Below are 24038 nucleotides of genomic sequence, written 5' to 3'. Positions count from 1 at the left end.
ACTGGATGTAAATTCAGATAGACCGCCTGGCCTGAACTGTTTTGCTCAGGTCAGGTGGTTACATATACGTTCACTACTTATCTGCTTGAAACTATTTACTTGAAGTGGCTGCCTGATTGCCGCCCTGTTCGGCGATAGCCGTCAGCTTCTCGTCAGCGCCTTTCTCTTCGGCCAATGTGGCACTGAGCAGTTTCACTGCCTCTTTCATCCCCAAGTGTTTGGCCATTGCGATGAGCGTGCCGTAACTGGCGATCTCGTAATGCTCGACCTTCTGGCAAGCGCCGATCAATCCTGCGTCCAAAACTTCGCCTTTTTCGATCTCGTCCAGCAGCTCCTTGCTCTCTTCGATCAAGCCTTCCATCGCCACGCATTTCATGCGCTTGAGTTTCAGGCCTTCGGCTTCCACCAACTGATCGATTCGCTCGATCTGCCCATTGGTCTCTTCCAGGTGAGCCTTGAATGCTTCGGCCAACAGCGGATTAGTGGATGCACGAGCCAGCCGCGGGAGAGCCTTGGTGATCTGCTTCTCAGCGCTGTACACGTCAGAAAGTTCGTGAATAAACAGGTCTTTTATCGTAGTACGAGCCATGCAGATGATCCTTTTTTGCACATGAAGTTATCCACAAGCGAGGCTAAAAGTCAGCCTCGCTTGTGGGGTTGCAACAGGTTGAAAAGTGCAGCTGAAGACGGGTTGATCAGCGTCTGGGCAGGTTGTTGTCCAGCAACGTTCCGACGCCGAAGACTTTGGCAGCCATGACCACCTGAAACCCCCTGCGTGCCAGAAGCGCCTGTGCCTCAAAGGCACGAAGCCCATTCACGAATACCGCATCTGTCAGTGCATTCCCGAGTTCGCCATCAGGCGAAAAGTGCTTGCTGGAGCGTGTTTGCTTCATGATCCTTTCTCCTGATCGCGGTATCAGAGCTCTCTTTTATAAGTCAGCTTCTTTAAGAAGCAGTCCTCAAAGATCTTTGCCCTGAACAAAGCCCGACCCAAGGTCAGCACCAGTAATGGGGTTGGATGTCGGGTCGGACATGGTCCGTTCCTTCATCATTTCCAGAACCTCTGCGTCTTTGGCATCCAGGGTTACAGAGGCAGAACCATCACCACCGTCGACCGCTGGCTGAGGCGACTCGACGAACTCCCACTCGCCGCCCTGATTCCAGGGGCCACGTACATTCGGCTCACCGGACATGTTGAAGTACTTGTTGGTAAATTCCGGCATGCCCGGCAGTTTGCCTTGTGGGAAGTTAGGCTGAATGGCGTGCAGGGCTTTTTCGAATGACAACTGGTGAGCGATCTCACGGGTCATCAGGAAGCCCAGTGCTTCTTTTACGCCTGGGTCATCGGTAACGTTCATCAACCGCTCGTAAACGATCTTGGCGCGTGCTTCGGCGGCGACGTTGGAGCGGAAGTCAGCAGTCGGCTCACCAATGGTGTCGATATAAGCAGCGGTCCACGGCACACCGGCCGAGTTGGTCAAAGGCGCACCGGCACCGTACAACAGGCTGGTGATGTGTGAGTCATTGCCATTGCCGTTGATAGCGCGGTACAGCTCACCTTCTTCTTCGATGCCTTCAGCCAGTTGGCCTTTGGCACCTTTGTTCAGCATGACGATAATCGAGCCTACGATTTCGAGGTGGCTGAGTTCCTCGGTAGCGATGCTCATCAACAGGTCTTTACGGCCTGGATCATCTTCGCTCAGCCCTTGTGTGAAGTAGCGTCCCGCAGCTGCCAATTCACCTTGTGCGCCGCCGAACTGCTCCAGTAGCAGATTGGCGAGTCCAGGGTTAGGGCGTGCTACACGAACGGTATATTGAAGTCGTTTGTTATGAATGAACATGTCGTTTCCTCAGGCTTTGTTTCTTGGGAAGCGTTAACCCATATGAATGGGCCGATTCAACGCAGTCATTGGTTATGAAAAGAGAGGCCTGTAAACGTTGCTCATAACTTTCAATTCATGGGATGAACGGTGTCAAATAACGAGTTCAATAGAATTTAGTTATCTTGGTTGTCCTACAGGATCGACGCGTAAGTCACTGAACACCGGGCGCAGCGGGGCGCTCAGCGAAGGGGGCTCGACGGGTGAAATATTTCAAAAACAGTGCTTATAAGAAAAGACTATTAGTTGATTAAAGTCTTCGTCCGGGTCTTGCCCAAGCTCTTTAAGGTGGCTACATGCTATCACTTACATGATGGTGTTAATATTTTGAATTTTTCGAAAACGCCGCGATCTGTTTTTCGAGTCGACAAAGCAGGAGCTGCACAATGGCTGAAAAACACTACCGTATTGATTACCTGCTCCATGGCAGTTACAAAACGTTCTATGTAAGAGCAGGTGTCATGGACAACAGAGAAGCCTGGCATTGGGCATCAGTGGATGCGGGATTCGGTGCGATTCCCAAATACCGTTCTGATCCAGTACCAAAGCTGAGCAAACCCCAGGCTGAAAAGCTCGGGCTTTCAAATGTGGAGTGGGCCCAGGCGTGAAGCGCCTCAGGTTCACTACAGCATGATGCACACCGTCGTGCGGCACGATGCCGCATGACGGCGTGCAGCCACGTCAGTCATTGATCGACTTGAAACGTTTTATTTATGCATTTTGATCTGAAAACACTCTTTTTGATCAGTATCTACGAATGATACGCAGGTGCTTGACCTCCTTTTGTCCCCCCTTCCGTTTTTATCCTGTTCACGTTTGACGCTGCTTCGCCGATAGCCCGGTATCAGATGACGGCCATCATTGAACTTCCTATGGAGGCTTAGCTCTGAAGTGATATCACATTGCCTTCATCTGGGTGGGCGTCCCTACTCAGCTTGGTTAAACATGGCTTTTGGCACCTGTCGAGATACGAAGAAAGGAGTTCTTTTAGCCGTATCAGGCCTCCCTATCTAAAAGAGAACAACATGAAGATTCTGTCGCCGGGCATCTACCTCACCAATCGCTTGCGCTTCCCTGCCAAATTCGCCGTTCTGGCCATCATCATCGCCATACCGTTAATCGTCCTCGGGCTGCGCGTTTTCGACAGCCTGAACACCAGCATCGACTCTATTTCGCAAGAACGCACCGGTCGTGAATATCTGCAGGTCGTGACACCCATCCTGCGACTTTCAATGCTGCAGCGAGCGCACACTAACCGTCTGCTCTCTGGTGATGCCTCTGCCGCGCAGGACCTGAGCACCAACCGGACACAACTCGACGCCGCCTTCAACAACCTCGCTGATGTGGATGCTCGCCAAGGCGCCGCGCTGGAAACAGAGAGTCGCGTGCAGCGTCTTCGTGACGGCGCTCGATCTCTGATGGATAGCGTCAAGCCGGGCGCAGCCCCGGACGAGCTGTTCGCGCAGTGGAATGATCAACTGGCCCAGACGCTGAACTTTATCTACTACGTTTCGGCAACGTCGGGCCTGGTGTTGGACGAAGATTACGCATCGTTGTTCTTGATCGATCTGAGCACCATCCGTATGCCCCGAGAAATCAACGTCGCCGGGCAGATCCGCGGGCTTACTGCAGGGCTGAGTACCGGCCAGGGCCTGAGCCCGACAATGCGTGGTTCGCTTGAGGGCCTGTTGAAGAACGAACTGCAATTTCGTGGTGAGCTGGAGCAAAGTATCCGGCTGCTGAAGCGTCGCGCTCCAGAACTTGCCAGCCATGTCGGTGAGTCCATCGCGGTTGCCACTACCACGATGGACAGTTTTCGCAGCGATTTGCAGGCTTATGTAAAGGGCACAAATTTCTCGGCAGAGCAGGGCCTGGCACTGAGTGCGCGCGGCAACGTCGCAGTGTCGGGCCTCTATAAAGCTCAGGACGATATTCAGATTGCGCTGAAAAATGAATTGGACTCGCGTTACGACGCATTGCTGTTGCAGCGCGAAGTCGTGATCGGCATGTGCGTAGTGATGGGGCTGCTGTTGTTCTACGCGTTCCTCAGCATCTACCGCGCTCTGCGTCTGGCCATCGACAGCCTGCTGGGTGTCACCCGCCGCTTGGCCGACGGTGATCTGAGCGCTCGCGTTCAGGTGGTCAGCAAGGACGAAGTCGCTGATATCGGTAATGGTCTCAACCTGATGGCAGAGGCGTTTGCCAGCTCCATCTCGCACATGGATCGTACGTCGTATGAACTGTCCGATGTGGCCGCACGATTGGGTACTTCAATCGGCCTGGCCAAGCAGTCGATGAACGCCCAGCAGGCCGAAACCGAGCAGGTGGCCACAGCCATCAACGAGATGACCGCAAGCGTTGCCGATGTGGCGCAGAACACCGAAGGTGCAGCGCTGGCTGCGGATGAGGCGAACACAGCCTCGCGGAACGGCCTGCGCATCATGCATCAGGCCCACTCGACCATCCAGGCGCTGGCCGAAGAGGTTGAAGTCAGTGCTCAGAAGGTTCAAGCGCTGGCCCTGCACAGCCAGTCGATTGGCGGCGTCATCCAGGTCATCAGCACCATTGCCGACCAGACCAACCTGTTGGCGCTCAACGCTGCCATCGAAGCAGCGCGTGCCGGTGAGCAGGGGCGCGGCTTTGCGGTCGTCGCCGATGAGGTTCGCACGCTGGCATCGCGCACTCAGGCATCCACCGAAGAAATCCGCACCATCATTCAGCAATTGCAGGCTGCAACCGACGCTGCTGTTCAGCAAATGCAGGCCGGCCAACACAAGGCTCAAGCGTGCATCAGCGCTGCCAGCGAAGCCTCCGGCAGCCTGTCGAGTATCAGTCAGGGCGTCGAGCGGATCGTCGAGATGAACACGCAGATCGCCAGCGCCGCCGTGCAGCAGCATGCTGTTTCCGAGGACATAAACCGTAACGTTATGGAGATCCGTAACAGCTCCGGGACGTTGATGATGGGTATCGATAACAACGCCGTGACTGCCGAAGAGCTGGCACGTGTGGCGCACGACATGCGCAATGTGGTTGCGCGCTTCAAGCTGAATGCTTGATATGACCGGGGGGCTCACAGCCCCCCTGTCTTCACCTGAATCAACGGCCGAACGTTGATTCTTTTTTTTGATCAAGTTTTGCTTGTCTGCGGCCGATAGCTCTGGCGCGCGGGTTTGCTGTCCATAAAAACAAATCTTCAGCTCCTTCAGTGCGCATAAAAAAGCATATTCAGGAGATGTTATGAACAGCAGATTTGCCAATATCAGCGTCAACATGAAGTTGGCTCTGGGCTTTGGGACCGTTCTTTTTTTTACTGCCGTCCTCGCTTTCGTCGGCTGGACCAGCCTCGACAAACTCATCTACCGCACCGACAGAATCGGTGACATCACTCAACTTGGGGATAACCTGACCTCGTTGCGGGTCGCGCGTCTGCAATACATGCTCACCGATGGCGATGAAACCGCCGCCCAGAACATGCAGAGCAAACTGGACGTTTTCAAGACGCAACAACAATCGCTTCTGAAAAGATTCAGCAACCCGCTCAACCTCAAACCTCTGGGCGAGCTGGCTGATGTCACACGCGATTACGAAGCCTCGCTCACCCGCATGCGTGCGGCTTATCAGGCCGGTTCCAAGGTTCGGACCGAGATGGCAGTCAATGCGGCAGCTGCAGCGCAGACGATTGAATCGCTGAACACCGCCGTGATACAGACGGACCCTTCGGAGCCGACGCGTTTCGATCAGATCCTGTTGGTTAATACGGCCCGGCAGGACCTGCTTCTGGTGGGTAACGAAGTTCGCAGCTATACCGTGAAACCGGATGAGAAGTCTGAGAAAGCGGTCTTCCAGCAACTGGATACTGCGATCGGCCACCTGGACGCACTCAAATCCACTTTTGACGCGACCAATCGCGAGCAGATAGTACGGCTGGAAACGGCCCTGCGCAGTTATCGCGGCTCGGTCGAAGCGTTCAAGGTGACGACCCAGACAGCCGGCGCGGTCCGTAAAGACCTGACCGCTCAAGGCGCGGCCATCGTCCAGCTTGGCGAGCAGCTGTATGGCATTCAGATGCAGCTTGCCAAGGAGGATGCCGCACGAGCGCGGAACCTGCAGCTGGGCTGCGTATTGCTGGTTATGCTGCTGGGCATTCTCGCTGCTGTCGTGATCACGCGTCAGATCACCCGTCCGTTGCGCGATACGCTGGCAATTGTCGAGCGCATTGCTTCCGGCGACCTGACACACACCGACGCCATCACCCGACGCGATGAGCTGGGCGTGTTGCAACAGGGCATTCAGCGCATGGGCACCACCCTGCGCGAGCTGATTTCCGGTATTCGCGATGGCGTCACGCAGATTGCCAGCGCGGCCGAGGAACTGTCGGCGGTCACCGAGCAGACCAGCGCCGGGGTCAATAGCCAGAAGGTGGAAACCGATCAGGTCGCCACAGCAATGCAAGAGATGTCCGCGACCGTCCATGAAGTGGCACGCAATGCCGAGCAGGCTTCCGTAGCCGCCTCTGATGCCGACAAGCAGGCTCGCGAGGGTGACAGGGTGGTCGGCGAAGCCATTGACCAGATCGAACGACTGGCCGCTGAAGTGGCTCGTTCATCCGATGCCATGAATGTCCTGGAGCAGGAAAGCGACAAGATCGGCAAGGTCATGGACGTGATCAAGGCGGTTGCCGAGCAGACCAACCTGCTTGCGCTCAATGCGGCTATCGAGGCTGCGCGTGCCGGCGAGGCGGGTCGTGGTTTTGCTGTAGTTGCCGATGAAGTTCGCGGTCTTGCTCAGCGTACCCAGCAGTCTACCGAGGAGATCGAAGGCCTGGTCGCTGCCCTGCAGAACGGCACCCGCCAGGTGTCGGGCATCATGCTGGGCAGCCGCACGTTGACCGACAGCAGTGTCGAGCTGACCCGCAAGGCTGGTACTTCACTGGAAAGCATCACCAGGACCGTGTCGAGCATTCAGGCGATGAACCAGCAGATCGCGGCAGCGGCCGAGCAGCAAAGCTCGGTTGCAGACGAAATCAGCCGCAGCATCGTCAACGTACGCGACGTATCCGAACAGACAGCAGAAGCCAGCGAAGAAACAGCCGCGTCCAGCGTTGAACTGGCCCGCCTGGGCGGCCAGTTGCAGATGATGGTCAGCCACTTCCGCGTTTGATCCAGCCAACGCGAAGCTGCAGAACGCATTTCGTGACGCTCCGCGCCGCACCTCTGACCCGAGGTCGGACGCGGAGCGTCCAGAAATGCATACCCACGCGGAGCATGGGCACGATGGTGTTCTTCCAGTCGCCTATCGTTCCCGCGCTCCAGCGTGGTAACGCATTTCTGAAGCTGTGCGCCACACCTCTGCGCCACGCCGCTGACTCAAGGTCTGATTATCAGCACAGGCATGAACACACTTATTAGATAACTATACGTTCGTATATATAGCGCATACAGACGGATCAACATGACCTACTTTTGCAGGTTTTAACAGTTGTTCGAAACTCTATAAGCTTGTCCTCATTATCCGGCAACCACTATTGCCCTTTATTTGTAATCGCTGAGAGCCCGTCTGCTTATAAAGCTGGCCGGGCCGTGCCTGTGCAGCCGATTCGAGGTGAGCTATGCATTCAATATTTGAATTCGGTAAAAGCCTGCGAGCGCCCCGTTTTATCAAACACGGTGCGCGTAATACGTATTGGGCCGATGGTGTCTGTCTGGTCCTGCTGGCGGTGTTTGTCGGGCTGTTGCTGTATGGCGCAGGCCAGATGCTGCAGCCAATTGACGTACTGACTTCAAGCCCGGTAAGCCTCGACCCCGCGCGGTTGCCCGAGTATGCCTGGCGTACCACTTTGCGCATGTTTATCGCGCTGGCGGCTTCGTTGGTGTTTACCTTTGTGGTGGCCACGCTGGCGGCAAAGAGTCGCAAGGCTGAACAGGTGATTATTCCGGCGCTGGATATTCTTCAGTCGGTTCCGGTGCTGGGGTTTCTGACGTTTACCGTCACGTTTTTCATGGGCCTGTTTCCCGGTCGGCAACTGGGCGTCGAGTGCGCCGCCATCTTCGCTATTTTTACTAGCCAAGCGTGGAATATTGCATTCAGTTTTTATCAGTCGTTGCGCACCGTACCGAGTGACCTGAGCGAAGTCAGCCGCCAGTTCGGCCTGTCGCCCGTGCTTCGTTTTACCCGGCTGGAGCTGCCGTTCGCCATTCCCGGGCTGGTCTGGAACATGATGATGTCGATGTCCGGAGGCTGGTTTTTCGTGGTGGCCTGCGAGGCGATTTCGGTGGGCGATACCACCGTCAATCTGCCGGGCATCGGTTCGTGGCTGGCGTTGGCCATCGAGCAGAAAAACCTCATGGCCATTGCATGGGCAGTGGGCGCAATGGCGCTGGTGATCCTCGCCTACGACCAATTGCTGTTCCGTCCGATTGTCGCCTGGGCGGACAAATTCCGCTTCGAGCAGACGGCGTCGTCGAAGCGTCCGCGCTCCTGGATGTACAGCCTGCTGCGTCGCTCTCGTCTGGCGCCCATGCTCGGCGCGCTGCTGGCCGCCCCGTGGAAGGGCCTGATGCTGATCGACTGGCGCGTGCTGTCGAACGTCTGGAAGGTCAGGCCCACGCCCGCCGTGTCGCGGTTGATCGATTATCTGTGGCTGGGGCTGGTCATGGCCGGTTGCCTGGCCGGTGGTACGTACCTGTTCCGGTTCATCGAGGCCTCGCTGGGCCTGAGCGACATGGCCACGGCGTTTGGTCTGGGTCTTGCGACCATGTTGCGGGTGATTGTGTTGATCATCATCGCCAGCCTGATCTGGGTGCCGATCGGGGTGTGGATTGGTCTGCGTCCAGTGTGGGCCGAGCGGTTGCAGCCAGTTGCGCAATTCATGGCGGCGTTTCCGGCCAACGTCCTGTTCCCGTTTGCAGTGATCGCAATTGCCGGCTTGCACCTGAATCCAGACATCTGGCTCTCGCCGCTGATGGTCCTCGGTACCCAGTGGTACATCCTGTTCAACGTGATCGCCGGGGCCAGTGCCTTGCCGACCGATCTGCGTGAAGCGGCCAGCATGTTCAACATGCGCGGCTGGCAGTGGTGGCGCCGTGTGGCCCTGCCGGGCGTGTTCCCCTACTACGTCACTGGGGCGTTGACCGCTTCGGGCGGTTCGTGGAACGCCAGCATTGTCGCCGAAGCGGTGTCATGGGGCGATCAGCATCTGCAGGCGGCAGGGCTGGGTTCGTACATCGCCAACGCGACACAGGCGGGGGATTTTCCGCGCGTCGCACTGGGTATCGTCGTGATGTCGGTCTTCGTGATTGCTTTCAACCGGTTGTTGTGGCGCCCGCTGTACGGGTTTGCCGAGCGACGTCTGAGTCTTGTGTGACCTTGGGTCATCTTGTTTAAGGGAGGGCGCCATCATGATGGCTGTCGAAACGCGTTGCCTGGTTGATGTTCAGAAAGTTCGACACGTGTACGGCACAGGCAGCAAAGAGCGCCTGGTGCTGGAAGACGTAACACTGCAACTTAACGAGAACGAAATCGTCGGTCTGCTGGGCCGGTCGGGCTCTGGCAAGTCCACGCTGCTGCGCTCCATTGCCGGGCTGGTGGTGCCGACCGAGGGCGAAGTCAACTTCCCTCGCCGGGCGCAAGGGCGGGCGATGTCAGTGGGCATGGTGTTCCAGAGTTTCGCTCTGTTTCCTTGGCTGACCGTACTGGAAAACGTCGAAGTCGGGCTTGAAGCGCAGCGTGTGCCCGCGGCTGTCCGGCGCAAGCGCGCGCTGGCAGCTATCGACCTGATCGGCCTGGACGGATTCGAGAGCGCCTACCCCAAGGAGCTTTCCGGGGGCATGCGCCAGCGAGTGGGCATGGCACGGGCGCTGGTGATCGACCCTGACGTGCTGCTGATGGACGAGCCTTTTTCCGCGCTCGACGTGCTAACCGCCGAGACCCTGCGCACCGATCTGCTGGACATGTGGAGCGAAGGGCGCATGCCCATCAAGTCGATCCTGATGGTGACGCACAACATTGCCGAGGCTGTGCTGATGTGTGACCGCATCCTGCTGTTCTCCTCCAATCCGGGGCGAGTCATCAGCGAGATCAAGGTCGACCTGCCGCAGCCGCGCAATCGCCAGGACCCGATCTTCCGGGCGCTGGTCGAAGAAATCTATGTACTGATGACGCAGGACAACGACGCAAGCGAAATCCGTCAGGGTGTATTCCCCGGCACTGGTCTGGGTATGGTCTTGCCACAGGTCTCGACTAATGCGCTGGCGGGTCTGATTGAAGCGATCCATGCGCCGCCTTACAGCCTCAAGGCTGACCTGCCGGAGCTGGCCAGCGCGCTGCATTACAACGCCGACGAATTGTTTCCGATTGCCGAGGTGCTGCAACTGTTGCGCTTTGCCGAGCTGAAAGGCGGTGACATCCGTCTGTTGCCTGCGGCGAATCGCTACGCACTGGCCGACGTGGATGAACGCAAGCAACTGTTCGCTCAGCATTTGCTGAGTTTCGTGCCACTGGTGGCGCACATTCGACGGGTGCTGGATGATCGCCCCACGCACACGGCACCCGCGCGGCGTTTTCGCGATCAGCTGGAAGACTTCATGTCTGAAAGCGATGCCATGCAGACCCTGAACGCGGTGACTCAATGGGGCCGTTACGCCGAGCTTTTTGCCTACGACGAACTGGCCGATCAGTTCAGTCTGGATAACCCGTCGTGAGGTTTGTACGACATACTCTGCGGGCCTTTTGAAGAGCGAGATGGTGCAGATGGACGAGCCGCAATCCTGCAGCACGGCTGCGATGGCAGTCAGGTGGGTCGCTTTGCTGGCGTTGGCGCTGGTCATTGCGATTGCCGACACGTTGACCGATCTGGAGATCGCCGTGGGGGTATTCCAGATCGCGGTGGTGCTGCTGGCTGTCAGACTGTTGCCGGTCAGGGGCGTTATTGCTGTCGCGGTGGTGTGCATGGTGCTGACGGTGGTCAGTTACGAGATGACCACCTCCAGGGGCAGCGAGGCATCCGGGCTGATCAATTGCGTTATCAGTCTGTCCGCCATCGCCATCACGACCTGGCTGGCATTGCGCATGGCCCGGGCGATCAGCACAGTTCATGAAGCGCGCTCACAACTGGCCCGGATTGCCCGAGTCAATCAGTTGGGCGAGCTTACGGCGTCCATCGCCCATGAGGTCAATCAACCGCTGTCCGCCATCGTCATTAGCGGCAATGCCTGCCAGCGCTGGCTGGCCGCCGAGCCGGTCAATCTGGACAAGGCACGTCAGGCGGTCGAGCGCATGATGAGTGATGCGAACCGTGCCGGCGATATCATCGTGCGGGTGCGCGCCCTGGCAAAGCGCTCCTCGACGCACAAAGAGTGGATCAGCGTGGCTGACACCGTGGCTGAAATCGTGGCCCTGGCGCACAGCGAGATAGACGGGCAGGGCGTCGCGCTGACGGTCGAGGTTCCGGAAGGCCTGCCGCCGTTGCTGGCTGACCGGGTGCAGATCCAGCAGGTGCTGCTGAACCTGATGCTCAACGGTGTGGATGCGATGAAAAAGGTCGCGCCGGATCAGGCGCAACTGGAGGTTCGGGTGGATTGGCGCGAGGGCGGCGATATCGGATTTTCGGTGCATGACAATGGCGTCGGCGTGCCGCCGGAACACGTTCATCAGCTGTTTGATGCGTTCTACACCACCAAGGAGGAAGGCATGGGGATCGGCCTGGCGATCAGCCGGTCGATCATCGAGGCCCACGGCGGGCGTATCTGGGTCACACCCAACCCGACAATGGGTGCTACGTTTCACTTCACGCTGCCCACTGGAAAGATGGAAACCTGATGATTACACCCACCGCAGACCCGCAGGCCGCCGAGCCGATCATCTACGTTATCGATGATGACCTCTCGGTGCGCTCTTCACTGGAAGACCTGCTGGCCTCGGTGGGTTTGCGCAGCCTGCTGTTCGGCTCGACACGGGAGTTCATGGAGGCTTCGCGCCCTGATGCGCCGGGCTGCCTGATTCTGGACATCCGCATGCCTGGCATGAGCGGCCTCGACTTTCAGGAGCATATGGCCAGGTCAGGTATCTTCCTGCCCGTCATCTTTATCACCGGGCACGGCGACATTCCTATGTCGGTGAGGGCGATGAAAGCCGGAGCCGTGGAGTTTCTGACCAAGCCCTTTCGCGAGCAGGACTTGCTGGATGCCATCCAGCAAGGGTTGGCTCAGGACCGCAATCGCCGCCAGAACGACGCAGTCGAAAGCGAATTGCAGCGCCGTTATCTTAGCCTCAATCAGGGTGAGAAGCAGGTGATGGACCTTGTGGTCAGCGGCTTGTTGAACAAACAGATTGCCGCTCGACTGAATGTCAGTGAAATCACCGTCAAGGTCCGACGCGGCTCGGTCATGCGCAAGATGGAAGCCGACTCGCTGGCTGATCTGGTCAAGTTTGCCGAGCGTCTCAAAGAGCTTCACTGAGCCTCTACGGGTTCATCAACTGCGGCAGCACGTAGTTGCGCACGACGTACAGCGAGCCTTCAGCACTCAGGTGCCCCGAGTCGATCTGCAAAAGCGAATTGCTGTCTTCCGGGCGCACCCGACAGGCATCGGCAATGCACAGTTTGTCGATCAGCGAGACGAAGCGGATGCCTGCCGAAGCAGCCAGCTGGCGGGCGGTCTGATCGGTTGCCATGATGCTGCGGTCCAGTGCCGGGTCGTTGATATATGGCTCGGTCAGCCCCCAATGGCGGTTGACGATGACACTTGGCAGCGATGGGTTCCACTGTGGCAGCGGGCCGATCAGCACAACATGTCTGACGCCAAAGCCTTTGAGTCGAATTGCTATGCGGCGCCAGTCAGTCTTGTCGTGGCCGTCTTTCTGCGCAATGACCACGGTATCCGGACGCAGCCTCTCAATACTTTGCAGGGCCGTTCTGTTGGAGTAGTCACAGGCCCGGCTGGTGGCCGATGCCCGTCCGGCGTGGTCGAGCAGATCAGGCAGGCAACTGGCCGATGCCACCTGATAGAACGGCGTATTGCGCGCCAGTAACGTGCGCAGCCCAAGTGACAGCGCCTGCGCGTGGGAGTCGCCCCACAGGAATACTCCGCCTGCGCCCTGCTGATGCGTGCAGGCCTCGTCGATCCCGGTCTGCCCGCGCTGGGTCATGGCGGAAAAGGCGTCGCACTTCAGCCAATAGGGTTCATACAGGTGGTGCTGGCGATCGACGTATTCTTCGATAAACAGCGCTTTGTCCGAAACACTGATTGCACGCAGCGGCGTTATCACGCCTCGGTTCATGCTCACCAGCGCGCCTGCGACGAAAACCAGAGCGGTCAGCGAGGCAAATTTCCAACGGCCGACGCGCGCAGGCTTGCTGACAGGCTGTTCGATCAGTCGCCACGAGACCAGGCCCAGTGTCAGCGCCAGCAGCATGCCCGGCAATATCGTACGCATTTCGCCCAGCCAGCCGGCGTAGCTCATCCACACCACCAACGGCCAGTGCCAGAGATACAGCGAATACGACAGTTTGCCCAACCACTGCGACAGCGGATTGCCGGTCAGCGACGAGTCATTGCGTGCCGCCGTGATCACCGCAAAAGTCCCCAGCACTGGCAGCGCCACCAGATACCCCGGCCAGGTGTCCTGCACCGAGAGCAGAAAGAAGCCGGCCACTATCATTGCCAGCCCGAGCGCTTCCAGAGCCCGCTGCTGCAGCGCCCTTAACTGAAACGGAAACACACACGCCACGCCACCCGACAGCAGTTCCCACGCGCGAGCCGGCAGCAGGTAAAACGCAGCTTCTGGCGCTTGCCACGATGCCACGATGCACAAACCAAAACCGGTCATGCATCCACCAAGCACCCACCAGCGCAGGTTGTGCAGCGCAACGACGCGGCTGAGGAGCAGCAGCGTAATCGGGTAGAGCAGGTAAAACTGCCATTCGACCGACAGCGACCACGTGTGCAGCAACCATTTTTCATGGGCGCTGGCGGTGAAGTAACCAGCCTCGCGCCAGTAGACGACATTGGAAACGAACCCCAGGCTGCTCGCCACATGGCTGCCCAGCGCGCTGTAGTCCAGTGGCAGCAGATAAAACCAGCCCAGCAGCAAGAGGCAGAAACACAACACCGCCAGTGCCGGAACGATGCGTCTGGCCCTGGAAGCGTAAAACGTCACCAGCCTGAATGTGCCGTTTTTCAGCCCGCGCATGATGATCCCGGTGATCAGATACCCCGAGATAACGAAAAAAACATCTACCCCCGCAAAACCGCCCGGCAGCCAGGCGGGGTGGAAGTGGAACAGCACTACGGCAACCACCGCTATGGCACGCAGTCCGTTGATGTCTTTTCGGAAGGCCGTGGGTACGCCGGATGTCGGAGGAGCGGCAGGGGCTGGCGCGACTGTGCTGCAGTCGCCTTGGCGATTCATCACTGGCTGCCAAGGGCGGGTGCCGGTGTTCTGGCAGTGATTGCATAACCGATGGCCAGGCCAGCAAACAGGTTTGCGACCGCGACCTCGAACATGTCGGTAGTCCAGCTGATCAGGCACCAGCAAAAAACGACCGTCAGCAGCATTCGGCCGACGCGGGTCTTGTCGTCGATCAACCTGAAAAACAGCGGAATCTGCAGCGCATACAGCAGTAGCCCGAGCACACCCAGCATCGTCCACAGGTACAGGGCGGAGCTGTCCATGCCGAGAAATATCCCTGCGCCCTCGACCGGAAATATCCCCATGGTGCTGCCGACCATGCCGAAGCCTGCTCCCGTGATCATCCAGCCTTCACGGCGCATGGCATCAATCAGATTGGGCCACGTGTTGATCTGCCGGTCATACAGCGAGGCCATCGAGCTGCCGTTGCTGACCTCGTACGCATCAAGGTTCAACACCAGCCCCAGCGTTGGCAGCAGCAAACCGACAAACACCGCCACCACACCGATAACCCGACAGGTCCAGCTCATCCGCTGGATCATCAACAGGCCGATGGTGGCGGCGAATGCGGCGGCGGGGGCTTTGCTGGTGGTCATCACGATGGCGTAAAGCGCCACGGCGCCCAGCATTGCCATGAGCAGGCGCGAGCGCAGGAACATGAACAGGTACAACGTGTAAAAAGCGATCATGATCGACAGCACGTTGGACACTCTGGCAAAGCCTGCGAGGCGGTCCGATTCGTCAGCGCTCCATGTGGTGTTGGCGCTCAGTTCGGTTCCGCCGACGTTGTAGCTGTAACCCTTCCATGGCACCGAGAGAAACCTGTCCAGCGCAATCCCCAGCAAGGACGCCAGCAGGCAGAACACGATGGCCTGGCAAAACAGCTTGCGACGGTGCAACAGGTGTTTCCCGCAGACAAGGCCAAACAGCAAGGGGCTGAGGGCGAATAAGCTGAACGCCAGGTTGTGAACGCTGGCGCGATGCAGCATGGCCAGCAGGCCTGAGATCAGCCACAGGACCACAAACGTCCAGAACAGCGGCCCTGCCTTGAACGTGCGCAGTTCAAGCACAGCCAGCAGAATGCAGGCTGCCTTTGGCAAGTAGAGCAGGGGGCCTGTGCCGGCCTGATCGAAGTAGAAGCGCAAGGCTCCGGAGAAAGTCTCGACCAGAATCAGGCTGATGGCGACCCACACCATTACCGTCGACTTATCAAAGGACATGATCGACGCGCGCGCGTCGGCGCGGCTCACAGGGTTGAACGCCATGCTGAGTGCCTTCTGAAATGCATCAGGGGAATTGCGCAGACAAAGCTACCGCCCGACGCTGCGGAGCGCGCCGACAGGGCTGAGCTTTGAGGAGGTGGTGCAAGTCTGGAGCGAATGCTCGCAACGGCGTGACACGACGTATATCAGTCGCAGTTCGGGAAACTGTCAACTAATTAGTCAGGATTTGTGCGTAACGGGGCGCAGAGCGCGGGGCGAGAGGTGTCGGACCCTGCGCCCCGCTATTTCGGGTGTGAAGACTCAGCGCATCAAGGGTATTTGCGCTTGTCAGGTGCTGGCGGGAAGTACTGATACAACCAGGTCTCGCTCAGCGTGCGGTCTGCGGTGCGGATGAACATGCGCATTTCAACCGGCTCGACCGAATCGCTGTCCGGTACCCAGTCAAAGGTGACGCGATAGCCTTTGATGTCCGGCAACACAAGGATATTGAAGTCCTGAACCTTGCCGTGAGTGACCGTGACAATAGGCTCGATGCCTGTGCCTTCCGGCAGACGATCCAGACCGCCACCATTGAAGTCCACTGCAAAGCGACGTGCCCAAGTGGTCGGGTAGTGCTCGCCCGGTGCCCAGCCTTCCAGGAATCCGCCCATGCCCGAGCGCGTAGCGTGGACCTGAGCCAATGGGGTGCTGACCGGTGGCAATGGGCTCCAGAACAGCTTGTAGCCATAGTTCATCGAGTCCCCGGCCTTGACTGGCGTCTTTGGGGTCCAGAACACCACGATGTTATCCATCGTCTCACCGGTGGTCGGCAATTCCAGCAGGCTGACTTCGCCTTCACCCCACGCCGTAATGGGTTCGACCCACAGGCTTGGACGGCGGCTGTACCAGACCACGGTGTCCTGGTAGCTGGAAAACTCGTGATCGCTCTGCACCAGACCGAAACCTTTCGGGTCCGTGTCTGAAAATGCGCTGAATTGCGGTTTGACCGGGTTGTTCAACGGACGGCAGATCCACTCGCCGTTGCCGCGCCACATGGACAGACGATCCGAGTCGTGAATTTGCGGGTGGATGGTGTCGCACATGCGGCGCTCGTGAGTGCCGCAGCTGAACATGCTGGTCATCGGCGAGATGCCCAGTTGGAGGATATCGGTACGGGCGTTGACGTGTGCGTCGATTTCCATGACCACCTGACCGGCCTGGCAGTCGATGTCGAAACGGTAGGCACCGGTCGCGCTGGGTGAGTCGAGCAGCGCGTACACCACAAAGCGGGTCGCATTCTTGTCCGGGGTTTCAAACCAGAACTTGGTGAAGTCGGGAAATTCTTCCTGACGCTTGGCGTAGCTGTCGATTGCCAGACCGCGTGCCGACAGCCCGTACTGCTTGTTGCTGTCCACAGCCCGAAAGTAGCTGGCGCCGAGGAACGAGACGACATCGTTGATGGCGATTTCTGGCGCCTTGAACAATTTGAAGCCGGCAAAACCCAGGTCGCCCTTGACCAGATTCTTGTCGATGCCGCTGCTTTCGTAATTGAACAGGTCATGGCGGAAATGCACTTCCCGCGCCTGTTTGTTTTTCGGGTCTACGCTGTACATCCGCACCGGCGTCTTGAAGCCCATGCCGACGTGGAAAAAATGCACGTCCAGCTGACCGTTGACGTCTTTCCACAGCGAGTGGTTCGGGTCGTAGCGAATGGCATTGAATTGCAGCGGCGTCATGTTCGCCAACACCGGTGGCAGGACTTGCTTGTTGCTCACATAGCCTTTACTCGCGAGCTTCTTGGCATGAGCTTGCAGCTCTGCAAAATCGAAATGCTCGATCTCGCCATCGGCCGCTGCGGCTAACGCTCGAGCGGCGAAAAGCCCTGAAGCCGACACGCTGCTGTAAGCGGCCAACGCCATGGACGCTTTCAGGAGATTTCTGCGATTCATAAGGGTGAAGCCTCTGAGTAATTCTGTGCGTCCTGCACAAAAAATGGCGCGCCAACGACTCCTTGCCGAACGCAAACTACCCACAACAGATAACAAAGACGAGATACGGTTCGGAAATCGGCCAAAAAAAAATGCCGATCATGCGCAATGATTACGGTGCTACGCTGCAAAAGAAGACGATATCAAGGCCCACCGGAATCGCCCATCGCCACGTAGCTCAAGGCCTCCAGACCAGCCGTGTATAACTGTCCGACCGCCGAGGTACTTACACCACCATCAACAATTCATTCCGCCAAGCAATATTCAGCAACGATTTTAGTGGCGCACGGGTGGTCGAAAAGGGTGCTGCCGGGCTCTTTGGGACAAGTTTCAGACAGTGCGCTGCGGCTATATCGCATTCGTTCAGCTAATAGTCCTGACGAAAGTTTCACTCTGCGTGTTATATCGTAACGCTATGATGCGCAGGCATTCTCATGCCAATGCATGGGTCTGTCACAGGGCAATAATCAGCGGGTTCCGGGGTAGTTGATGCGGGTTGATCTGGATGAGCATGCAGGCCTGGAAGGTCTGCCGCGGTTTCAAATGGCGATGCAGCAGGTCAAGCGTTTTGGACGGCTGATGTACCTGACCGGCGGGGCAGGCGCCTTCGGGCTGTTGCTGGCGTTTTCCATCGACCTGTTTTCCCCTGGCTCCCTGTGGATGGCCGTGCTCGGCAACGTGTCGGCAGCGCTGCTGCTACTGACCGCTGGCCTGCAATCTGCGAAACATGTGGCACTGTGGCGCGCTCGTGCGTTGGGCGCTTTCGACGCTGGAGTGCTTTCCGAAACACCCGTGACCCTGGATGAAAGCGGCTGGTACGAGCGTCTGCTGACCCGACTCAGTGACTCGGGTGAGTCGCTGATCAGGCACATCGGTGCATCGACTCTGTGGCTGGCCGGTTGGGCTGTGCTGGCATTGATCGTTATCCGTACCTTCTGGAATCTGGTGTTGCTCGGCACGGACCTCTCGGCGACGAGCAGCCTGGCCGGTAGTGTGATGCTGCTGCTTGCATTCGGGTTGCTGGTCATCGAGCGTCAATTGAGCAGCGAGCCCGATGGCCAGGCCCCGGAAGCAGGGCCGCTGGCGCAACTGGTCCGCATGACCATTGCCGTGATGCTGATCGGTGCGCTGTGCCTGTTTTTCTCCAGTGCCGACAGGGTCTGGCCTGTGCGTCTGGCCGTTTTGATCGGCCTGCTGCCGATGGGTGTCGCATTCGAGTTCCTGCTGCGCGCGGGCTTGTCGGTCTTCAGCCCGCGCAACCCTCGCGTCGAGCCGCGTCTGCTGGCCAGCAGCTTTATCGCTGACCTGCTGCGCTGGCCACCGCGCCCGCTGATGGCCTTGCAGCACGAACTGCACAATCGTTTTGGTATTGATCTGCGCCAGATCTGGGCCTTCACCTACATGCGCCGCGCCTTTATGCCGGTACTGGCGGCGGTGGCTGCGTTGGGCTGGGCGTTGAGTGGCGTGCATGAAATACCCATGCAGGGACGAGGCATCTACGAGCGTTTCGGCAAACCGGTCGAGGTCTTCGGCCCAGGGCTGCATGCAGGGCTGCCTTGGCCATTCGGGCGTGTTCTGGCGGTGGAGAACGGCGTGATTCATGAGCTGGCGACCAGTGTTTCCGCAGCCGACGCTGCCGAGCAGATACTGGACCCTGCCGAAGGCCCGCCGCCGAACAGCGCCAACCGTCTGTGGGATGCCAGCCACATCAATGAAAAATCCCAGGTCATTGCCAGCAGTACCGGCGACAAGCAAAGCTTTCAAATCGTCAATATGGACGTACGCTTCGTCTATCGCATCGGCCTGACGGACTCGGCAGCGATGGCCTCTACCTACAACAGCGCTGATATCCCGGCCCTTATCCGCAGCACGGCCAGCCGCGTGCTGGTACATGACTTCGCGTCGCGCACGCTGGACGAGCTGCTTGGCGAGCAGCGCAGCGGCCTGGCCGACGATATCGGCAAGGCAGTGCAGGCTGACCTGAAGCGCTTGGACAGCGGCGTCGAGTTGCTCGCCACGGTGGTCGAAGCGATCCATCCGCCAGCCGGCGCGGCCAATGCATACCATGCTGTGCAGGCTGCGCAGATCGGCGCGCAGGCATTGATTGCCCGCGAGCGCGGGGCTGCCAGCGACAAGGCTAATCAGGCCCAGCTCAACGCCAGTGTCGCCCGCGACCAGGCCACTGGCGCTGCCCGCGAAGTGATGGCCACAGCACAAGGGGCGGACCTGCGCTTCAGTGCCGAGCGGCAGGCTTACGCCAAGGCAGGGCAGGCGTTTCTGCTCGAGCAATACCTGGCGCAGCTTACCGAAGGGCTGGGCAACGCCAAACTGCTGATACTCGACCACCGTTTGGGCGGCGATAACGCGCCGACCATAGACCTGCGATCTTTCACCCCACCGGCAGACCCAACGGCGCCGCGTAAAGCCGTTCAGTAAGGAGTCGTCCCTTGAGTCTGTTTCATCATCATCACGATCACAGTGACCACGAAAGCCACGACACACATGGGCATGGTGGTCATGGGCATCACCACCACCATCATCATGCTGCGGGTCCGGCGAGCTTCCCGTGGCGACGGGCAAGTCTGGCGGCGCTGCTGATTGCATTCGCCGTCGCGGCGGCCAGCCTGGTACAGGTGCGCTCGGGGGAGGCCACGGTGGTGACGCGTTTCGGCAACCCGTCGCGCGTGCTGCTCGAGCCAGGTTTGAACTGGCGCTGGCCTGCGCCGTTCGAAGCGACCATCCCGGTGGATCTGCGGCTACGCACCACCTCCAGCGGCTTGCAGGATGTCGGCACCCGCGACGGCTTGCGCATCATCGTTCAGGCCTATGTGGCCTGGCAGGTGCAAGGCGATGCGGCCAATGTGCAGCGTTTCATGCGCGCAGTACAGAACCAGCCTGACGAGGCCGCGCGGCAAATCCGTACCTTCGTCGGCTCTGCGCTGGAGACCACTGCGAGCAGCTTCGACCTGTCCAGCCTGGTCAATACCGACGCCAGCAAAGTGAACATCACTGCCTTTGAAAACCAGCTGCGTCAGCAGATCGATCAGCAACTGCTGGCAACCTATGGCGTGCGCGTGCTGCAAGTGGGCGTCGAGCGACTTACATTGCCATCGGTAACACTCAACGCCACCGTGGACCGCATGCGCGCCGAGCGGGAAACCATCGCCACCGAGCGCACCGCAGTGGGCAAGCGCGAGGCGGCCCAGATACGCTCGGCAGCCGAGCGTGATGCGCGCATTGTCGAAGCGGATGCGACGGTCAAGGCCGCCGATATCGAGGCGCAGTCCCGGGTCGAGGCGGCGCAGATCTACGGTCGTGCCTACGCTGGCTCACCGCAGCTGTACAACCTGCTGCGCTCGCTGGACACACTGGGCACTATCGTGACGCCAGGTACGCGCCTGATTCTGCGCACCGACGCCGCGCCGTTCCGGGTGCTGGTGGATGGCCCGCCGACGCTGGACGGCAAGAGCGGAACGCAGCCATGAGCGAGCCTGTGGCGCAACGGCCGCCTGTTAACAGCCCTTGGTTGCAGGCCAGTCGTCTGGCGTTCATCGGGCTATATGGCGTTACCCTGCTGGCAGCGCTTGGCTGGATGACGTCAAACGTGCGCGAAATCGACCCGCAGAACCGTGCGGTGGTGATGCGTTTCGGCGCGCTCGAGCGGGTTCAGAACGCAGGCTTGCTGACTGCCTGGCCGCAACCGTTTGAGCAGGTGGTGCTGCTGCCGTCGGCTGATCGAGTGATAGAGCGCCGGGTAGAAACCTTGCTGCGCTCGCCTGCGGCCTTGAAAGCCGATGAGATCGCGACCTTGTCGGCGCCCATGAGCGATGCATTGGCAGGCTCGGGTTTTTTGCTGACTGGCGACGCGGGCGTCGTGCAACTGGATGTGACCGTGTTCTATAAAGTGATCGACCCCAGGTCCTTCGTTCTGCAGGGTGACCATGTGTTGCCTGCGCTGGACCGGCTGGTCAATCGCAGCGCCGTGGCGCTGACTGCCGCGCGCGACCTGGACACCATTCTGGTGGCCCGGCCCGAGCTGATCAGCGCCGACAGTAAAGCCGCCGAACGCCGAGAACGGCTGCGCGGTGATCTGGTGCGCGGCATCAACCAGCGTCTGGCAGAGCTTGATGCGACCGGCATGGGCATCGGCATCGAGGTTGCACGGGTCGATGTGCAGTCGAGCCTGCCCACCTCGGCGGTCAATGCGTTCAATGCCGTACTGACAGCCAGTCAGCAGGCTGATCAGGCCGTGGCTAACGCGCGCACGGACGCCGAGAAACTGACCCAGAACGCCAACCAGCAGGCTGACCGGACCCTGCAAGTGGCGCACGCCCAGGCGTCGGAGAGGCTGGCCAAGGCTCAGGCCGACACTGCTACCGTAGCCAGTCTGTCGGAGTCGGCGCGAAGCGGCAGCGATCCTGGCCTGATGCAGCGACTGTACCGAGAACGCGTGCCGGGCATTCTGCGCCAGGCCGGTTCGGTCACCACCGTCGACCCCAAAGACGATTCCCGCCTGATCATCCAGGGAGCACCGCAATGAGTGGCGAAGCCGTTCACACCCATGACGCCGCCACAGTCGAGGCGCCCGGCAGCCTGTTGAGCAGCGCGGAGCAGCGGAGCGCTGCCAGGCAACTGACTCTGGCGATGCTGGCGTTGGGCTTGCTGGGTCTTGGGCTGATCTGGCGCTTTTTCTCCCCGGAGCAGACCGGCGTCAGCCAACTGCTGCTGGGCGCAGCCTCGCTGCTGGTAGCGATCCCGGTGATCAGCGCGGGCTGGCACAGCTTGCGGCATCCGAGCCTGCATGGCATCACCGATCAACTTATCGCACTGGCCATGCTGGGCGCCTGGGCTACGGGTGACCTGATGACCGCTGCGTTGCTGCCGATTATCATGATCTTCGGGCATGTGCTGGAAGAGCGCAGCGTGATCGGCTCTCAGGAAGCCATTGAGGCGCTGGGCCGCCTGACACGCAGCCAGGCGCGTTTGCTGGAGGCCGATGGCAGTATTCACGAGGTCGATAACTCCACACTCAAGGCCGGCGATCAGGTTGAAGTGCGTGCAGGCGACCGGGTACCGGCGGATGGTCGGGTGCTGTCCGGGCAAGCGAGCCTCGATACGTCATCCATTACCGGCGAGTCGGTGCCGCTGGAAGCGAGTATCGGCGTTGAGGTGTTTGGTGGTGCGATCAACCTGGATGGCCTGCTGCGCATCGAAGTGACTCGTATCGGCGATCAGTCCACGCTGGGCAAGGTGATTGCGCTGATGCAAAGCGCCGAACGCTCTAAGCCACCGATCACCCGCCTTCTGGAGCGCTACGCAGGCAGCTACATGGTGCTGGTGTTGCTGATTGCAGCGCTGACATGGTTCATCACCCAGGATGCGCAGGCAATGCTGGCGGTGCTGGTGGCTGCCTGTCCATGTGCGCTGGTGCTCTCGGCGCCAGCCACTGCCATCGCCGGCATTGCCGTGGCGGCGCGCCACGGGATTCTGATCCGCAGCTCGGCGTTTCTCGAAGAGCTGGCGGACCTGACCTCGCTGGTGGTGGACAAGACCGGCACGCTGACATTCGGGCGTCTGCGTCTGCAAACGGTGCAGGCAGAAGGTCCGGAACATCCCCAATTGCTGGAGTTGGCGGCGAGCCTGGGTTCGGCCAGCAGCCACCCAGTCAGCCGTGCATTGGCCGGGCTTGTGGATAACCATCAATTGCTGCCACTGACCGATACTCGTGAACGCCAAGGGCTGGGTGTCGTGGCATCAACCGAGCATGGCGAAGCGGCCTTGGGTCGGCCCGAGCTTTTCGAACAGCTCGGCATTGCCACGCCTGCTGTACCGGCCCATGACGGCCCGTTGGCCGGGCTGTCTCTGGACGGTGTATTTCTGGCCTGGCTGCTGCTGGCCGACAGCGTCAAACCGGAAGCACAAGCTGCCTTGCTCGAGTTGCGCGAACTGGGAATGGGAAGGCAATTGCTGCTGACCGGCGACCGGCAGAGCGTGGCCGACAGCCTGGCTCGGGAAATCGGCATCGCTGATGTTCAGGCGCAGGCGCTGCCTGAAGATAAGCTCAACCGCGTCATGGGCGAAATTGCCAGTGGTTTCCGGCCGATGGTGGTGGGCGACGGCGTTAACGATTCGTTGGCCCTCAAGGCGGGTGTGGTGGGCGTTGCGATGGGGGCGGGCGGGGCGGACATCGCCCTGGCCTCTGCCGACATCGTGCTGATCGGCAGCGATCTGCGTCGACTGGGCACATGCGTGCGACTGAGCCGCCAGTGCCGCCAGACATTGCAGGTCAACGTCATCATTGGCCTGGGCTGGACCCTGGCGATCGTTGCGCTGGCGGCCTTTGGTCTGCTTGGCGCAGCAGGCGCCATGGTCGCGGCTATCCTGCACAATCTCAGCACGCTGCTGGTGTTAGGCAATGCCGGGCGTTTGCTGCGCTTTCAGGAGCCTCTGCTCAAGCTTTAAGCATGTTATGCGCTGTGCCAAGGCTCTAGCCGACGAACCTGATCAGGTTTGAAAATGGCTTGAGCTTTGAAGCGTTCTGTTACAAATTAAGCGCTAGTCTT

17 protein-coding genes and 2 pseudogenes are annotated in these 24038 nt (G+C 59.4%); 13 read left to right on the top strand and 6 right to left on the bottom strand.

Annotated elements, in window-relative coordinates; all coding sequences use genetic code 11:
- Positions 1 to 91: 91 nt before the first annotated feature.
- From POR16_RS25100 to POR16_RS25090, 3 genes are all read right to left on the bottom strand, one after another.
- On the bottom strand, positions 92 to 589 hold the full coding sequence (locus tag POR16_RS25100) for a YciE/YciF ferroxidase family protein (RefSeq protein ID WP_005894948.1): 498 nt from the start codon (positions 587 to 589) through the stop codon (positions 92 to 94).
- Between the two features lie 106 nt (positions 590 to 695).
- Entirely contained in the window at positions 696 to 893 is a 198-nt protein-coding gene (locus POR16_RS25095) for a hypothetical protein (protein ID WP_005894950.1), read from the bottom strand.
- A 66-nt stretch (positions 894 to 959) separates the two neighbouring features.
- Positions 960 to 1841 (bottom strand): manganese catalase family protein, encoded by an 882-nt coding sequence (locus tag POR16_RS25090; protein ID WP_005894953.1) that lies wholly within the window; start codon positions 1839 to 1841, stop codon positions 960 to 962.
- Between the two features lie 425 nt (positions 1842 to 2266).
- Here POR16_RS25090 and POR16_RS25085 point away from each other — a divergent pair, with 425 nt between their 5' ends.
- From POR16_RS25085 to POR16_RS25055, 9 genes and pseudogenes are all read left to right on the top strand, one after another.
- Positions 2267 to 2488 carry a DUF6555 family protein gene (locus POR16_RS25085; protein ID WP_005894955.1) on the top strand — a complete coding sequence of 74 codons (222 nt, stop codon included), beginning with the start codon at positions 2267 to 2269 and terminating at the stop codon, positions 2486 to 2488.
- Positions 2489 to 2905: 417 nt separating this feature from the next.
- Positions 2906 to 4066, top strand: a pseudogene (locus POR16_RS27205) (HAMP domain-containing protein); the annotation flags it as partial.
- Positions 4067 to 4936, top strand: coding sequence for a methyl-accepting chemotaxis protein (locus POR16_RS27200; protein WP_371906442.1), 870 nt, complete (start codon positions 4067 to 4069; stop codon positions 4934 to 4936).
- Between the two features lie 181 nt (positions 4937 to 5117).
- A pseudogene (locus POR16_RS27195) lies at positions 5118 to 6137 on the top strand (methyl-accepting chemotaxis protein); the annotation flags it as partial.
- 39 nt (positions 6138 to 6176) lie between these two features.
- Positions 6177 to 7040, top strand: coding sequence for a methyl-accepting chemotaxis protein (locus POR16_RS27190; protein WP_407059698.1), 864 nt, complete (start codon positions 6177 to 6179; stop codon positions 7038 to 7040).
- 448 nt (positions 7041 to 7488) lie between these two features.
- Positions 7489 to 9243 carry an ABC transporter permease gene (locus tag POR16_RS25070; protein WP_005894963.1) on the top strand — a complete coding sequence of 585 codons (1755 nt, stop codon included), beginning with the start codon at positions 7489 to 7491 and terminating at the stop codon, positions 9241 to 9243.
- 31 nt (positions 9244 to 9274) lie between these two features.
- Entirely contained in the window at positions 9275 to 10579 is a 1305-nt protein-coding gene (locus POR16_RS25065; RefSeq protein ID WP_024669553.1) for an ABC transporter ATP-binding protein, read from the top strand.
- Positions 10580 to 10628: 49 nt separating this feature from the next.
- Entirely contained in the window at positions 10629 to 11696 is a 1068-nt protein-coding gene (locus tag POR16_RS25060; RefSeq protein WP_024669552.1) for a sensor histidine kinase, read from the top strand.
- Positions 11696 to 12334 (top strand): response regulator transcription factor, encoded by a 639-nt coding sequence (locus POR16_RS25055; protein ID WP_005894969.1) that lies wholly within the window; start codon positions 11696 to 11698, stop codon positions 12332 to 12334. The genes POR16_RS25060 and POR16_RS25055 overlap by 1 nt, the downstream gene beginning before the upstream one ends.
- Positions 12335 to 12338: 4 nt before the next feature.
- On the opposite strand, the gene POR16_RS25050 is transcribed toward POR16_RS25055, so the two are convergent.
- The 3 genes from POR16_RS25050 to POR16_RS25040 form a co-directional block, all read right to left on the bottom strand.
- Positions 12339 to 14285 carry an acyltransferase family protein gene (locus tag POR16_RS25050; RefSeq protein WP_122381189.1) on the bottom strand — a complete coding sequence of 649 codons (1947 nt, stop codon included), beginning with the start codon at positions 14283 to 14285 and terminating at the stop codon, positions 12339 to 12341.
- Positions 14285 to 15550: a membrane protein gene (locus tag POR16_RS25045; protein WP_024669550.1), complete on the bottom strand. Its 1266-nt coding sequence runs from the start codon at positions 15548 to 15550 to the stop codon at positions 14285 to 14287. Before POR16_RS25045 ends, POR16_RS25050 begins: the two co-directional genes overlap by 1 nt.
- 266 nt (positions 15551 to 15816) lie before the next feature.
- Positions 15817 to 17436, bottom strand: coding sequence for a glucan biosynthesis protein D (locus tag POR16_RS25040; protein ID WP_005894975.1), 1620 nt, complete (start codon positions 17434 to 17436; stop codon positions 15817 to 15819).
- A 528-nt stretch (positions 17437 to 17964) separates the two neighbouring features.
- Here POR16_RS25040 and hflK (POR16_RS25035) point away from each other — a divergent pair.
- From hflK (POR16_RS25035) to POR16_RS25020, 4 genes are read left to right on the top strand one after another with little or no spacing between them, the layout of a single operon-like run.
- The gene (gene hflK / locus POR16_RS25035; protein WP_005894977.1) at positions 17965 to 19911 is read left to right on the top strand and encodes a protease modulator HflK; all 1947 of its coding nucleotides are present in this window, start codon (positions 17965 to 17967) and stop codon (positions 19909 to 19911) included.
- A gap of 11 nt (positions 19912 to 19922) precedes the next feature.
- Positions 19923 to 20960: a protease modulator HflC gene (hflC, locus tag POR16_RS25030; protein ID WP_053479797.1), complete on the top strand. Its 1038-nt coding sequence runs from the start codon at positions 19923 to 19925 to the stop codon at positions 20958 to 20960.
- Positions 20957 to 22015, top strand: a complete 1059-nt coding sequence (hflK, locus tag POR16_RS25025) for a protease modulator HflK (protein ID WP_005894985.1) — start codon at positions 20957 to 20959, stop codon at positions 22013 to 22015. Before hflC ends, hflK (POR16_RS25025) begins: the two co-directional genes overlap by 4 nt.
- Positions 22012 to 23937: a cation-translocating P-type ATPase gene (locus POR16_RS25020; protein WP_122381188.1), complete on the top strand. Its 1926-nt coding sequence runs from the start codon at positions 22012 to 22014 to the stop codon at positions 23935 to 23937. Before hflK (POR16_RS25025) ends, POR16_RS25020 begins: the two co-directional genes overlap by 4 nt.
- Positions 23938 to 24038 lie beyond the last annotated feature (101 nt).

The sequence above is a fragment of the Pseudomonas coronafaciens pv. oryzae str. 1_6 genome, from assembly GCF_000156995.2.
Lineage (GTDB): Bacteria > Pseudomonadota > Gammaproteobacteria > Pseudomonadales > Pseudomonadaceae > Aquipseudomonas > Aquipseudomonas tremae.
This window is presented reverse-complemented; position numbering and strand designations above follow the sequence as displayed.